The organism is Amycolatopsis sp. NBC_00438 (genome assembly GCF_036026695.1).
GTDB lineage: Bacteria > Actinomycetota > Actinomycetes > Mycobacteriales > Pseudonocardiaceae > Amycolatopsis.
In genome coordinates this window covers 5,650,466-5,663,587 of the sequence record NZ_CP107923.1, presented here as the reverse complement: position 1 = coordinate 5,663,587, position 13,122 = coordinate 5,650,466, and the positions used below count along the sequence as shown (strand labels likewise).

Annotated in this window: 12 protein-coding genes; 6 read left to right on the top strand and 6 right to left on the bottom strand. The window is 73.7% G+C overall.

What is annotated here, in order from left to right:
• The first annotated feature begins 111 nt into the window (after window positions 1–111).
• On the top strand, window positions 112–972 hold the full coding sequence (locus OG494_RS24960; protein WP_328442939.1) for a DMT family transporter: 861 nt from the start codon (window positions 112–114) through the stop codon (window positions 970–972).
• A 16-nt stretch (window positions 973–988) separates the two neighbouring features.
• On the opposite strand, the gene OG494_RS24955 is transcribed toward OG494_RS24960, so the two are convergent.
• Both OG494_RS24955 and OG494_RS24950 read right to left on the bottom strand, forming a co-directional pair.
• Window positions 989–1,552: a GNAT family N-acetyltransferase gene (locus OG494_RS24955; protein ID WP_442874499.1), complete on the bottom strand. Its 564-nt coding sequence runs from the start codon at window positions 1,550–1,552 to the stop codon at window positions 989–991.
• 5 nt (window positions 1,553–1,557) lie between these two features.
• On the bottom strand, window positions 1,558–2,079 hold the full coding sequence (locus OG494_RS24950) for a YbaK/EbsC family protein (protein WP_328442937.1): 522 nt from the start codon (window positions 2,077–2,079) through the stop codon (window positions 1,558–1,560).
• A 221-nt stretch (window positions 2,080–2,300) separates the two neighbouring features.
• Between OG494_RS24950 and OG494_RS24945 the strand changes: the two genes are divergently transcribed.
• From OG494_RS24945 to OG494_RS24925, 5 genes are all read left to right on the top strand, one after another.
• Window positions 2,301–2,765 carry an SAV_6107 family HEPN domain-containing protein gene (locus tag OG494_RS24945; protein ID WP_328442936.1) on the top strand — a complete coding sequence of 155 codons (465 nt, stop codon included), beginning with the start codon at window positions 2,301–2,303 and terminating at the stop codon, window positions 2,763–2,765.
• Window positions 2,755–3,522: a maleylpyruvate isomerase family mycothiol-dependent enzyme gene (locus OG494_RS24940; protein WP_328442935.1), complete on the top strand. Its 768-nt coding sequence runs from the start codon at window positions 2,755–2,757 to the stop codon at window positions 3,520–3,522. The genes OG494_RS24945 and OG494_RS24940 overlap by 11 nt, the downstream gene beginning before the upstream one ends.
• Window positions 3,523–3,580: 58 nt before the next feature.
• On the top strand, window positions 3,581–4,312 hold the full coding sequence (locus tag OG494_RS24935; RefSeq protein ID WP_328442934.1) for a VOC family protein: 732 nt from the start codon (window positions 3,581–3,583) through the stop codon (window positions 4,310–4,312).
• 85 nt (window positions 4,313–4,397) lie between these two features.
• Window positions 4,398–4,688, top strand: coding sequence for a hypothetical protein (locus tag OG494_RS24930; RefSeq protein WP_328442933.1), 291 nt, complete (start codon window positions 4,398–4,400; stop codon window positions 4,686–4,688).
• Window positions 4,689–4,910: 222 nt separating this feature from the next.
• On the top strand, window positions 4,911–5,990 hold the full coding sequence (locus tag OG494_RS24925; protein WP_442874270.1) for a GNAT family N-acetyltransferase: 1,080 nt from the start codon (window positions 4,911–4,913) through the stop codon (window positions 5,988–5,990).
• 6 nt (window positions 5,991–5,996) lie between these two features.
• On the opposite strand, the gene def is transcribed toward OG494_RS24925, so the two are convergent.
• The 4 genes from def to pdxA form a co-directional block, all read right to left on the bottom strand.
• Window positions 5,997–6,497 (bottom strand): peptide deformylase, encoded by a 501-nt coding sequence (gene def, locus OG494_RS24920; protein WP_328442932.1) that lies wholly within the window; start codon window positions 6,495–6,497, stop codon window positions 5,997–5,999.
• A gap of 102 nt (window positions 6,498–6,599) precedes the next feature.
• Window positions 6,600–11,258: a DEAD/DEAH box helicase gene (locus tag OG494_RS24915; protein ID WP_328459013.1), complete on the bottom strand. Its 4,659-nt coding sequence runs from the start codon at window positions 11,256–11,258 to the stop codon at window positions 6,600–6,602.
• A complete protein-coding gene (locus OG494_RS24910) occupies window positions 11,239–12,012 on the bottom strand; it encodes a DeoR/GlpR family DNA-binding transcription regulator (protein ID WP_328442931.1) in 774 nt (257 codons plus the stop codon). Before OG494_RS24910 ends, OG494_RS24915 begins: the two co-directional genes overlap by 20 nt.
• Before the next feature lie 38 nt (window positions 12,013–12,050).
• Complete coding sequence (gene pdxA, locus OG494_RS24905) at window positions 12,051–13,076, bottom strand: 4-hydroxythreonine-4-phosphate dehydrogenase PdxA (protein WP_328442930.1); 1,026 nt, start codon at window positions 13,074–13,076, stop codon at window positions 12,051–12,053.
• Window positions 13,077–13,122: the final 46 nt, after the last annotated feature.

The window sequence follows — 13,122 nt, the reverse complement described above, 5'->3', positions numbered from 1 at the left end:
GCGTCTGAGCGGGGTGGTCTTCGCCGTGTGACCCACGGCTTCTTCGTGATGCTCTGAAGCAGATCGCCCCGCGTCGTCGATTCCGATTCCTTCGACGCAGGAGCGTTTCCGATGTCCCTCGCCTTACCCGTGCGCGCCCGTTCGTCGGCCGCGCTCGTCCTCGCCGGTGTCCTGTGGGGCACCGGCGGTCTCGCCGGCTCACTTCTCGGCGAACTCGCCGGCCTCCACCCGCTCGCCGTCGCCGCCTGGCGGCTGCTCGTCGGCGGGGGAGTCGCGTGCCTGTTCGTCAAGATCCGCCCGCGCGGCCTGGCCGCGGCGAAGCGCCTGCTCGCCGTCGGCGGGCTGTTCGCGCTGTTCCAGGCGAGCTACTTCACCGCCGTCGCGCTCAGCTCGGTGAGCGTCGCGACGATGACCACGATCGGCGCCGCACCCGTCGTGGTCACCCTGGCCGCGCGGCGCCGTCCCGGCCGCTGGACGCTCGTCTCGCTGGCCGGCACCCTCGCCGGCCTGGTGCTGCTCCGCTGGTCGCCGCAGGACTCGGCGTCCCTCGGCGGCCTCGGTTTCGCGCTGCTCGCGGCGGCCGGTTTCGCGACGCTCACCCTGGTGACCGCCAAGCCGGTCGAGAGCCTCGACCCGCTGTCCACGACGGCGTTCGGCTGCCTGCTCGGCGGGCTGCTGCTCACCCCGGTGGCGAGCTGGTCCGGGATGGCGCTGCTCCTGCACGTGGACGTCCTCGCGGTCGCCCTGTACCTCGGTGTGGTGCCCACCGCGCTCGCGTACGCCGCGTACCTGCGCGGTCTCGCGGACGCCCACCCGGTGCTGGGCGCGCTGTCGGCGGTGCTCGAACCGCTGACCGCGGCGGTGCTGTCCGCGGTCCTGCTCGGCGAACGGCCGCCCGGCACGGCGTGGTGCGGCGCGGCCGTGCTGGTCGCGGCGCTGGCCGTCGGCTACTGGCGGCCCGAACGGAGGTGAACCCCGGCGCTGCCCCTCAGGGCGTCTCGAGGGGCTCGAGGGGCAGCGCCCGCCCCAGGATCGCGAACGGCCGCGGGTCGCCGGCGAAGTGGTAGTCGCGCAGGACGTCGACGAAACCGGTGCGGCGGTAGAGCTTCCACGCCCGGCTCGTGCCCTCCGGCGTCGACAGCAGCACGTTCGCGCTCGGCACGCTCTCGAGCAGGCCGCGCAGCAGGTCCTCGCCGATCTGGTGGCCCTGGTTCTCCGGCCGGACGTGGATCTCGGTCAGCTCGAAGTAGTCCATCAGCCAGCGGTCGGCCTCGGCGGGCCCGGACCGGCGGCTCAGGCCGTGGCGCACCTGCTCGTGCCACCACTGCCCGGGCCGGCCGCGGTAGCCGTAGGCCACGCCGAGCAGGACGTCGTCGGCGTCGAAGGCGGCCATGCAGCGCCAGCCCTCGCGCAGCGCGTGGGTCAGCCACATCGGCGCCCGCTGCTCGGCGGTGCCGGCCGGGTAGCGCATCGCCCGGACGTAGATGTCCAGCGCCTCGGGCAGGCGCGCGCGGAACTCGTCCGCCGAGAGCTGGACGTAACGGGAGCGCATCGCGGTCACGGCTGCTCATCTTCCTCCGCGCCGGCGAGCGCGCCCGGGGTGCCCCCGGTCAACGCCACCAGCCCGGCGAAGGTCGTCGGGAAGACGGTCTTCGGGTGCCCGGCGGCGGCCCAGACGACGTCGTGGGCGCGCAGCGCGGTGTCGACCAGCGTGGTCAGCCGCGTGGGGTGCCCGACCGGGGCGACGCCGCCGATCGGCTGCCCGGTGTGAGCCCGCACGAAGTCGGCGTCGGCTTTCCCGACGGCGTCGACCCCGGCCAGCCCGGCGAGCGTTTCCGGGTCCGCGCGGTGGGCGCCGGAGGTCAGCGCGAGCAGCGCGTGCGCGTTTTTGTCGTACCCCACGCGGAAGATGAGGCTGTTGGCGATGGCCCCCACCGGCACGCCGAGTGCCTCGGCCGCCTGGGCGGCGGTCCGGACCTCGGCGGGCAGGACGCGGATGCCTTCGGCGGCGGCGTGCTGCCCGGCTTCGGACAGTGCGGCCGCCACCTTGGCGACGGCGGGGTGGTCCAGCGAACTCATGAACCTATGAGATCACGCCGGCGGCGAGGTGTCCCGCACCACGTCCGGGGGATTCCGCCTCGGGGTTGAGCGAACGCCACGTCCGGGGTTACTCTGGAAATTGTTCGAACAGACGTTCGACATCTGGTGAGCGCGCACCGGTCAGGTGACCGGCGCGGGACGGGGGAAGCGCCCCGCGCCGGTCATCGACCGGGCTCACAACGCGCAGGAGGAGGGTCGTCATGTCCGTCTCGGTCGTGTCCCCCGCGGATCCCGGGCAGCCCCAGCTGCCCATGTCGCTGCGCCCGCCCGCCTCGCCGGCGGCGGCCGGCCTGCTCACCCAGGCGCGGCGCGGCCTCGCCGAAGCCGAGCGGGAAGCCGATCCCGCGGAGCGGTTCATCGGCGCCTACCTCGCCGCGCTGCGCGGCGCCGCCGCGGTGCTCGCCGCCCACGGCCGCCCGCACCGGGGCCGGTCGCGCCCGGCCAGCACCTGGGTCCTGCTCGACGCCGACGCCCCCGAGCTGCGGGAGTGGTCCGCCTTCTTCGCGAGCAACTCGGCCATGCGCGCCGACGCGCAGGCCGGGATCACCGGCAAGGTCACCGCCGAGGCGGCCGCGGAGCTGGTGCGCGCCGCCAAGCCGTTCCTGGAACTGGTCCGCCGCCTCGTGCACGGTCTGCCGATCGCCGAGGACGCCCATGTCGCGTGAGCACGGCCTGGTCGACCAAGGGCGGCTGCTCACGGCGTTGGGGATCGAAGGCGGGGTACTGGCCGAGGCGGTGCGCGAGGCACCGCTCGAGGCACCGGTGCCCGCGTGCCCGGGCTGGTCGCTCGGCGAGGTGGCCCGGCACGTCGGCAGCCGCTACCGGATGGTCCGGCGCCGGCTGACCGAAGGGCGGATTCCGGACGAATGGCAGCGTGACCCCGAGCCCGGCCAGGGCCTGGCGGAGTACCTGGAGACCGGCCTGGCCGAACTGCTCGACGAGCTGGCGGCGCATCACCCGGAGGAGCACGCCGACACGTGGTGGCCCGCCGACCCGACGTACGGCTTCTGGCGCCGGCGGATGGTGCACGAGACGATCGTGCACCGCGTCGACGTCGAACAGTCGGCCGGCGTCGAACCGCGTGACGTGCCCGAAGACCTCGCGCTCGACGGCATCGACGAAGCGCTGGCGCTCTGGTTCGGGCAGAAGCTGCCGCTGCTCGGGCTGACCGGCACGAAAGCGGGCTCGGTCGGCGTGCGGGCCGGCGGCCACAGCTGGATCGCGCGGGCCGGACCGGAGTCGACGCAGGCCTGGCACTGCCCGGCCGAGGAGGCCGAGGCCGCGGACGACGTCGTCACGGCCGAACCGGAGCGGATGTACCTGTGGCTCTGGGGCCGGGCGTCCTTGACCTCGGTGACCGTGCGAGGAGTGCACGACCAGGCGGCCCAGCTCTGGGCGCTGCTGCGGCTCGCGACCCGATGACCCGGCCGGCGGGGAAGCCGAACCGGAATTGTCGGGGGTCGCGGCTAGCCTGCGGCGCATGAGTACTCGCCTGGTCAACCTGGTGATCGACGCGGCGCGGCCGAGGGTCCTGGCGGACTTCTGGGCCGCGCTGCTCGGCTGGCGCGTCGCCGTGGAGCAGCCGGACGAGGTCGACGTCCGCGCCCCGGAGACCGACGGCTGGGATCTGGACCTGGTGTTCGTGCCGGTGCCGGAAGCCAAGGTCGTCAAGAACCGCATCCATCTCGACCTGGCGAGCAAGACCCTCTCGCACCAGACGGAGCTGGTCGAGCGGGCGGTGGAGCTGGGCGCCCGGCGCGTCGACATCGGGCAGGGCGTGGTGCCGTGGGTGGTGCTGGCGGACCCGGAGGGCAACGAGTTCTGCGTCCTGGAGCCGCGCGAACACTACGCGGACACGGGTGCGGTGGCGTCGATCCTGGTGGACGCCTGGTCCCCGCCGCGGCTGGCGGACTTCTGGGCGGGGATCACCGGCTGGCCGGTCCGGTCCCGCCAAGGCGACGTCATCGTGGGCCTGCGCGCCCCGTCGGGCCGCGGCCCGTGGCTGGAGTTCCTCCGCAACGAGGACGCGAAGCGCGTGAAGAACCGGATCCACCTGGACATCGCACCCCCGGCGGGCGCCGGCCACGCGGCCGCGGTGTCGGAAGTCCTGGTGGCGGGCGCGTCCCCGGCGGATCGGGAGGGCGCGGGCTTGCCGTGGCGCGTACTGGCCGACCCGGAGGGCAACGAGTTCTGCGTGCTGACCCCGCGCTGAGCCGGCTTGGGAAGAATGGAGACCTCCGACTGGCGGGGAAGGCGGATCGTCGAAGGATCCATCCCACGCGGTCGGCATCGGCGCGTTGCTCACCCACTGGGGCCTGGACCGCCTCCACGTCATGGTCCGCGACTACTGCGGCGCGGTATCACTGCGCGTCCACCTGGTTCACGGCATGCCGTACGCGTCCTGGCTGCTGGCCGACGTGGTCGCGATCCCGCCGTCGGGCTTGCCGTTCTTCCGGCTGGTCAGGTCGGCGGGCGGGCTGCGGGCAGGCCGGGCTTGTCGTCAGGTCGGCGGGCGGGCTGCGGGCAGGCCGGGCTGGTCGTCAGGTCAGCGGGCCGGTTGCGTGCGTGGTCGGCGCGTGGCGGGCTGAGCTGTCGTGGAGTGTGGCGGGCCGGGTTGGTCCCCCGGTCGGCGGCCGGATCGCAACCACGCGCGGCCCGGGTTGCCGGCCGAAGACATCCCCGGGGCGGCAGCCGCGCCGGGGGTGTGGGACTTGCGTGTTTCGCCGGAGTTGCCGGGGCACGGCGAACGCTGACCTGCGCGAAACACTCGCGTCCCGGTGAGGCAACAACCACGGGGGACCGTGGTGGGCATGGAGACCTCTCGAGCGTTGCCCCAGCACGGTCAGCCGGCCGGCGTCGAGGAGCCGGCCGTGCCGTCCGCCTGGCGGGTGCGGGTCCGGATGCACGATCACCCGGGCACCCTGGCCCGCATCGCCATCCGGCTCGCCGACCTCGAGTGCAACATCCTCGGCCTGACCGTGCTGCCGGTCCCGGGCGGCGTGCTGGACGAGATCGTGCTGCGCCCCGCGGTCGGCCTGCCCCGGCGGCTGCTGGTCGACGCCATCCGCGACGAGGGCTGCGAATGCACCGCGATCATCGACGCCGACGTCCACGAGCTGGTCGACTCGGCGTCGTCGACGCTGGCCGCGGCCCGCCGCGCGATCGACGATCCGGCCCGCCTCACCGAGGTGCTGAAGGAGGTCTTGGCCGCCGACGTCGTCACGCTCGTCCCCGCGACCGAGGCCAACCCGGCCCGCACCGAGAGCGGGCACCGCGCGGTGTTCGAGCTCGGCGCCGACACCGCGTTGGTGGCGCGCCGCCAGTGGGCGCCGTTCGTGCAGCTCGAGCTGACCCGCGCCGAGTCGCTCGTCACCCTGCTCACCGCGGCGGCCCGGAACGTCGCGGGCCCGGTGGTCCTCAACCGCCCGGACGGCGCGGCGATCGTCCTGCGCAAGGGCCTCCCCGGCGACGCCGACGCGGTGTCCGAACTGCACCGCCGCTGCTCGATGGCGACGCTGTTCCGCCGCTACCACACGGGGGTGCGGACGGTGCCGCGCCGCTGGCTGCACCGCCTGCTGATGCCGCCGCGCGGCACGAGCGTGCTGGCCGTCTTCGGCCGGGAGGTGATCGGCCTGGCCCAGCTCATCCCGTCCGCGGGCGGCGGCGCCGAGATCTCCCTGCTGGTGGAGGACGACTGGCAGCGCCAGGGCATCGGCACCGCCCTGCTGGCCCGGCTCGCGGCCATCGCCGAAGCCCAGGGCATCACCGAACTGACCGCCGACTGCCTCGCGGGCGACGACGTCCTGCCCCGCACCGCGGCCCGAGCCGGCCTGCGCACCGAACGCGGTACGGAAGACGGAGCCAAGCTCAGGCTGTTCTTGTCGGCCTGAGCGCGATCAGCGCTTCCAGAACCAGTCCTTGTCCCGCGCTTCGCGCAGAGCGGTCTTCTTGCGCTCGGTCGTGAGCCGGTCGAGGTAGAGAACGCCGTCGAGATGGTCGGTTTCGTGCTGCAGGCACTGCGCCAGCACTTGTTCGCCCTCCACCTCGATCGGCTCGTTGTGCACGTCGACCCCGCGGACCTTGGCGTGCACCGCCCGCTCGGTGGGGAACCACAGCTCCGGCACCGACAGGCAGCCCTCGTTGATCTCGTGCGTCTCTTCGGACAGCTCGACGATCTCGGGGTTGATGACGTACCCGGTGAGCCCGGCGACGTCATAGCTGAAGATCCGCAGCCCGACGCCGATCTGCGGCGCGGCCAGCCCGGCCCGCCCGTCGGGCTTCACGGAGTCGACCAGGTCCCGCACGAGCGCCTCGAGCTTCTCGTCGAAAACCGTGACCGGATCACAGGCGGACTTGAGGATCGGGTCCCCGAAATAGCGCAGCTCGCGCATGGCCATGAGCAGAACATCCTTCGTGCGGTGTCGGACTGGCAGCTTAGGCCAGCGGGTGAGCGCCCCGTCGGGGAATCACCACGAACCCGGCGCGGCCGGCCGGCCGGGTCAGGCGCGTAGGCGCAGACCCGAGGGTGTCGCGCGGAAACCCGCTTCCGTCAGTACTTGTGCGAGTTCGGAGGTCAGGGCCTGCTCGCCGTCCGCGCGCTGGACCGACAGCTGACCCAGCCAGCCTTCGCGGACCGCCGCCGACAACGCCTGGGCCGCGTCCGTGAGGGGTTGCCGTTCCTCCGTGAAGCTCAGCAGCGATCGGCCGCCTCGCTCGACGTACAGGGCCGGCACCCCGTCCACCAGCACGGCCAGCGCGCCGGCCTTCCGCGCCGGTCGGTGTTTCGTGTCGCCGGTCGCCGCGGGCCAGGGCAGCGCCGCGCCGTACGGCTGGGCCGGGTCCGCCGCCGCCAGGACCACCGCGCGCCCGGGAGCGGGACGGTCCGGGCCGGACAGCGCGCGCAGCCGGTCCACCGCGCCCTTCGCCGCGAACTGGGCCGCGCCGAGCCCCTCCACGACGTACCCGCGGATCACCTGGCCGGTGTCCTCCATTCCGCGCAGCACCTTGTAGATCCCGGAAAATCCGCCCGTGACGCGTTCGGTGTCGAGCGCGCCGCGGGTCAGGACCCCGTGGCGCTCCAGGAACGCTTCGGTACGGGCGTGGGCCCGCCGGGTCGCGTCGGTCTCGCGGGTGGGGGTCAGCGCCCACCGGCCGGCGACGGTCGGCGGGCCGGAGCGCGACGGCATCTGCGGCCGCCCCGCCCGCAGCCGCGCGTACCGGCCGCGCGGGGCTTGGCGACGCGGTTTGTGCGCGCCGTGCCCGGCGACCTGGGCGCGCAACGGCCCCAGTGTGTCGCCGGTGACCAGCCCGGCCCACACCAGATCCCACAGCGCGGCCACGACTTCGGCGTCGCTCGGCGCTTTGTCCACCAGTACGGTCGCGCGGTCCACCAGCTGCCGGAAGAACAGCGCGCCACCCTCCAAAGTGGACACGATGGCGTCGTGCAGCGGTCCGGTCGGGATGTCCTCGACCACTTCCGGCAGCAGCAGGTCGGCGACGTCCGTGGGGGCGAGGGCGATCCAGCCGTCGCCGCCCGACAGCGCGCCGCAGCCCGCCCAGGTGACTTCGCCCGCGGTCGTCAGCTCGTCCAGCAACGCGGGGGAGTAGCCCGGCAGCCGGCCCGGCAGGATCAGCGACTCCACCGCGCTCGCCGGCAACGGCGCCCCGGCGAGCTGCTCGACCACCGACAGCACGTCGTCCGCCGTCGGCGCCGCCCGGACGCGCCCGCCGAACCCGTGCCACGACGGCAGGAACCGGCCCAAAGCCGCCGGTTCGACCGGCTCCACCTCGGCCCGCAGCTTCGCCAGCGACGCCCGCCGCAGGCGCCGCAGCACGGCCGAATCGCAGTACTCGACCCCGGCACCGTGGGTGTCCGGGTGCCCGACGGGACTCAGTTCGCCCCGGACCAGGCGCCCTTCCCCGGTCATCCGGTCGAGGACGCCGGTGACGACGGCCGCGCCGAGCCCGAACCGTACGGCCACGGCCGCCGCGGCGAACGGGCCCCGGCTCCGGGCGTAGCGCGCCAGCAGGTCTCCGAGCGGGTCCGCGACCGGTTCGGTGAACGCCTCGGGCACGCCGACCGGCAGCGCGGTGCCCAGCGCGTCCCGCACCCGGCCCGCGTCTTCGATCGCGATGAACCGTTCTTCACCACCGATCCGCACCCGGAGCGCGCGCCGCGCCCCTTCCAGCTCGGTGAGCCACTCCGGCTGGATCCCGCGCTCCCCGGCCTCCGCGACGGTCATGTCGCCCAGGAACCGCAGCAGGTCGGCGGTGTCCTCGGCCGAGCGCGCGTGCCGGTCGGGTTCGAGGCGCTGCAACGACCGCTCGACCTCGGAGACGGCTTCGGGATCGAGCAGTTCCCGGATCGCCTCCGTGCCCAGGAGTTCGGCCAGGAGACCCGAATCCAGCGACAGCGCCGCCGCGCGCCGCTCGGCCAGCGGCGCGTCGGTCTCGTAGAGGAACATCCCGATGTAGCCGAAGAGCAGGCTGCGCGCGAACGGCGACGCGGCCGGCGTCTCGACCTCCACCAGCCGGACCTTGCGGGCCCGGACGTCCGCCATCAGTTCGCGCAGCCCGCCCACGTCGTAGACGTCCTGCAGGACCTCGCGCATCGCCTCGAGCACGACCGGGAAGCGTTCGTACTTCGCCGCGACCGAAAGGAGCTGCGACGCCCGCTGCCGCTGCTGCCACAACGGGGTCCGGCGCCGCGGATCCCGGCGCGGCAGCAGCAACGACCGCGCCGCGCACTCCCGGAACCGGGCCGCGAATACGGCCGAGCCGCCCACCTCGGCGACGATCAGCTGCTCGACCTCTTCGGGATCGAGCAGGATGTCGTCGGCGCTGATCGTGACGTCGGCGCCCTCGGCGTCCAGCGCGTCGGGCAGGCGCAGCACGATGCCGTCGTCGGAGTGCGCGATCTGCGCGTCGACCCCGCGGTTTTCCCGCAGCCGCGCGGCGATCGCCAGCGCCCACGGCGCGTTCACCTGCGCGCCGAACGGCGAGTGCACGACGATCCGCCAGTCGCCCAGCTCGTCGCGGTAGCGCTCCAGCAGGAGCGTCCGGTCGTTCGGGACGTGCCGGGTCGCGGCCTTCTGCTCGGCCAGGTAGGCGAGCAGGTTGTCGCACGCCCGCTCGTCCAAGCCCGCCGCGGTGGCCCGCTCCCGTGCCTTCTGGTCGTCCGACGTGGACAGTTCGCGGACGAACTTCCCCAGCGCCCGGCCGAGTTCCAGCGGACGCCCCGGTGCGTCGCCCTTCCAGAACGGCATCCGCGCCGGCTCGCCCGGCGCGGGCACCACGATGACCCGGTCGTGCGTGATGTCGGTGATCCGCCACGACGACGTGCCCAGCAGGATCGTGTCGCCGACGCGCGACTCGTACACCATCTCTTCGTCGAACTCGCCGACCCGGGAGCCGGGTTTGTCGTCCCCGCCCGGGGTCATGACGGTGAACAGGCCGCGGTCCGGGATGGTGCCGCCCGAGGTGACGGCCAGCCGCTGCGAGCCCGGCCGCCCGCGCAGCTCGCCGGCGATGCGGTCCCAGGTGATCCGCGCCCGCAGCTCGCCGAACTCCTCGCTCGGGTACCGGCCGGCGAGCATGTCGAGCACCGCGTGCAGCGCGTCGTCCGGCAGCGCGGCGAACGGCGCCGCCCGCCGCACCAGGGTCGCGAGGTCCGCGACGGTCCAGGGTTCGAGCGCCACCATGGCCACGACGTGCTGCGCCAGGACGTCCAGCGGGTTGCGCGGGTACCGGACCGCTTCGATCGCCCCGGACGCCATCCGTTCCGCGACGACCGCGCAGGACACGAGGTCCCCGCGGAACTTCGGGAACATCACCCCGGAGGACACCGCGCCGACCTGGTGCCCGGCGCGCCCGACGCGCTGCAGCCCGGACGCCACCGTCGGCGGTGCCTCGATCTGCACCACCAGGTCGACCGCGCCCATGTCGATGCCCAGCTCCAGCGACGAGGTCGCCACCACGCACGGCAGCTGCCCGGACTTGAGCGCCTCTTCGACGTGCGTGCGCTGCTCCCGCGACATCGACCCGTGGTGCGCCCGCGCGATCACCGGCGGCGCGCCGGTGCTCACGCCCGACTGCCCGACGGCCTCGGCGGGGAACGTGTCGCTCGCCGTGAGCTCGGTCTGCTCGGCGGCGAGTTCGTTGAGCCTCGCCGTCATCCGCTCGGTGAGGCGCCGGGAGTTGGCGAACACGATGGTCGAGCGGTGGGACTGGATCAGGCTCAGCACCCGCTCCTCGACCGCCGGCCAGATCGAGGGCCGCTGCACCGGGTTGCCGGCGATCTCCTCCAGCGTGCCCAGGCCGCCCGGCGCGATGTCGCCGGGCGGGAACGCCTCGGTCATCGACTCCAGCTCGTCGAACGGGCTCGGTGCCGGACCGCGCGGCGCGTCGAGGTTGCTCATGTCGTCGACGGGGACTTCGACCCGCACCTCGATGGTCTTCGCCAGTTTCGGCTGCACCACCCGCACCGGACGCCCGCCGGCGAGGAACGCGCTCACCTCGTCGACCGGGCGGACCGTCGCCGACAGGCCGATCCGCTGCGCGGGCTTCGGGAGCAGCGAGTCCAGCCGCTCCAGCGACAGGGCCAGGTGCGCGCCGCGCTTGCCGCCGGCGACCGCGTGCACCTCGTCGACGATCACCGTCTCGACGCCGCGCAGCGACTCCCGCGCCGACGAGGTCAGGATCAGGAACAGCGACTCGGGCGTGGTCACCAGCACGTCCGGCGGGGTCTTGCCGAACGAGCGGCGCTCGGCCGCGGTGGTGTCGCCGGTGCGCATGCCGACGGCGATCTCGGGCACCGGCAGCCCGAGCCGCCGGGAGGCCTGCGAGATCCCGGCGAGCGGCGCCCGCAGGTTCCGCTGGACGTCGACCGCCAGGGCCTTCAGCGGAGAGACGTAGAGGATCCGGCAGCGCTTCGTGGCTTCGGCGGGCGGTGGTTCCGTCGAGAGCCGGTCCAGTGCCCAGAGGAACGCCGACAGCGTCTTGCCGGACCCGGTCGGCGCGACGACGAGGGCGTGTTCCCCCGCGTGCGCGGCCCGCCAGGCCCCCTCCTGCGCCGCCGTGGGCGCGGCGAAGGCCCCCGCGAACCAGTCGCGGGTCGCGGGGGAGAAGAGGTCGAGCACGTCAGCAGCCACGCGGTCCATGATGCGCGCCACCTCCGACAGTTTCCGGCACGCCGGCGAGCAGGACGCCTCCGCTCTCGGCGAACGGCGAGTACCGGACGTCCACGGAGGTGCGGTTGGTGACCAGCTGGAACTCCCGGTCCAGCGGAGCCCAGTAGGGGAAAGGTGCCTGGCCCAGCTGGGACTGGTCGGCCAGCACGTACGCCTCGGTGCCCGCGTGCAGCATCGCGTGCTTCACCACCGACTGCTCGAGTGACGGGCAGCACAGACCCTTCCCGGACACCATCCCGTCCGTGCCGAGGAACACCCGGTCGGGTGAGACGTGCCGCAGTTGCGCGAGGACGGTCTCGCCGAGGATCGCCTCGGCGGGGTGCCGCAGCCGCCCGCCGAGCACGATCAGGTCGATCCCGGGGAAGCCGGCCAGCTCGCGGATTGCGGTGACGCTGTTGGTGACCACCGTCAGCCCTTCGCGGTGGGCGAGGTGGCGGGCGAGCCGCCCGGTGACCGCCCCGGCGTCGAGCAGCACGACTTCGCCGTCCCGCACCACCGCCGCGGCCTTCCGGGCGATGGCGTCCCTCGCCGCCGCGTACTCCTGGTCCTTCTCCTGGGGACCGCGGTCCGCTCCGGTCTCGAGCGCGCCGCCGTAGGTGCGCACCACGTGCCCGGCACCGGCGAGCGACGCGAGGTCCCGGCGGATCGTCGACTCGGAGACGCCGAACTCCTCGGCCAGCTGCGTGATGCCGCCCGAGCCGTCGCGGACGGCTTCCAGCAGCATCGCGCGCCGGTCACGGGTTCCCGGTCGGGGCCGGGAAGTCATCGGCCCGGCGGGTAGATCGAGGGCAGCTTCCGCGCGTACGGCGCCAGTGCCGCGGCGGCCTTGAACGCCGCGACCATCGTGCCGTGCGACGCGCGGCCGGTGCCGGCGATGTCGAACGCCGTGCCGTGGTCCACCGAAGTGCGCAGGATGGGCAGGCCGACGGTGACCGACACCGTGCCCTCGAAGTCGTAGGTTTTCGACGCGATGTGCCCCTGGTCGTGGTAGAGCGAGAGCACGCCGTCGAAGTGGCCCTGGATCCCTTGGTGGAACACGGAGTCCGCGGGGAGCGGGCCGACCACGTCGAGGCCCGCGGCCCGCGCCGCGGCCACCGCGGGCGCGATCGCGACGATCTCCTCGTCACCGAACTTGCCGCCTTCGCCGCCGTGCGGGTTCAGGGCCGCCACCGCGAGTCTCGGTTTCTCCGTGCCGAACACCTCCAGCGCGGTGTAGGCCTCGCGGATCGCGTACTCGATGTTCTCCCGGGTGATCCGGTCGAGCGCCTCGCGCAGCGAAAGGTGCCGGGTGGCGAAGAAGATCTTCAGCCCCGACACCCAGAACATCGTGTTGAACCGGGTCGAACCGGTCAGCTCGCCGAGCATCTCGGTGTGCCCGAGGTGCTTCGAGCCCGCCGCCCAGATCGCCTCCTTGTTGATCGGGGCGGTCACCACCGCGTCGATCTCGCCGGCCAGCGCGAGCCGGGTGGCCACCTCGATCGCCCCGACCGCCGCGGCGCCCGCGGTCGGGTTCACCTCGCCCCACGGCAGGTCCTCCCGGACCACGCCGAGGTTGAGGATGTCGATCACGCCGGTGGTGAACCGCGCGTCGGCGACCGTGGCGATCGGGTTGATCTCCAGGTTCAGGCCCAGGTGCCGGACCAGGCGTTCCAGCACGATCGCGTCACCGACCGCCACTCCGCGCGCCATCTGCAGGGACTCGGGCTCGGCGAGGGTCTTCAGGGTGATCTCCGGGCCGATGCCCACGGGGTCGCCGAGGGTGACGGCGAGGATCGGGAGCTCGCTCACGGGTCTCTTCCTTCGTTGTCGGCACTGCGCTACGGGTCGTCCGTCG